Annotated in this window: 2 protein-coding genes; both read left to right on the forward strand. The window is 68.1% G+C overall.

Translation table 11 applies throughout. The features are described 5' to 3' along the window. Positions 1-648, forward strand: a 648-nt coding sequence (gene dapA, locus AC1DWF_RS33630; RefSeq protein ID WP_476842830.1) for a 4-hydroxy-tetrahydrodipicolinate synthase, incomplete at its 5' end; no start/stop codon positions are given. Between the two features lie 7 nt (positions 649-655). Next, a partial coding sequence (locus AC1DWF_RS33635; RefSeq protein ID WP_476842831.1) for an SsrA-binding protein occupies positions 656-789 on the forward strand: 134 nt, incomplete at its 3' end.

Genomic DNA, 789 nt, shown 5'->3' on the forward strand with positions numbered 1-789 from the left:
GGCAGCAACAGCACCTCCGAGGCGATCGACCTCGCCCGCCATGCGAAGCAGGCCGGCGCGGATGCCACGCTGGTCGTCACGCCCTACTACAACAAGCCCACGCAGGAGGGGATGTACCTCCACTTCAAGGCGATCGCCGACGAGGTGGACCTGCCGCTCATCATCTACAACATCCCGCCGCGCAGCGTGGTGGACATGACGCCCGAGACGATGGGCCGTCTGGCCAAGCACAAGAACATCATCGGCGTGAAGGACGCGACCGCGAACCTCGCGCGCCCGCTGCACCAGCGCATGACCTGCGGGCCGGACTTCATCCAGCTCTCGGGCGAGGACCATACGGCGCTCGCGCTGCTGGCGGCCGGTGGTCACGGCTGCATTTCCGTGACGAGCAACATCGCGCCGCGCCTCTGCGCCGACATGCACAAGGCCTGGCGCGAGGGCCGCATCAAGGACGCGATGGTGATCCAGGACCGCCTGACGCCGGTGCACGACGCGCTGTTCTGCGAGACCTCGCCCGGCCCGGTGAAGTACGCGGCGAGCCTGCTCGGCCGCGGCACGGATTTCTGCCGACTGCCGATGGCGCCCGTCGCCGAGAGCACGCGCAAGCGGGTCGAGGGCGCGATGCGGACGGCGGGGCTGCTGAACTGAGTCACCCATGGCCGTAGCACCCAAGAAGAAATCGATCATCAGCATCGGCACGGCGGCCCAGAACCGCCGGGCCCGCTTTGACTACAAGATCGGCCAGACCTTCGAGGCCGGCATGGTGCTGCACGGCCCGGAGGTGAAGAG

The sequence above is a fragment of the Aminobacter sp. P4_D5 genome, from assembly GCF_056401815.1.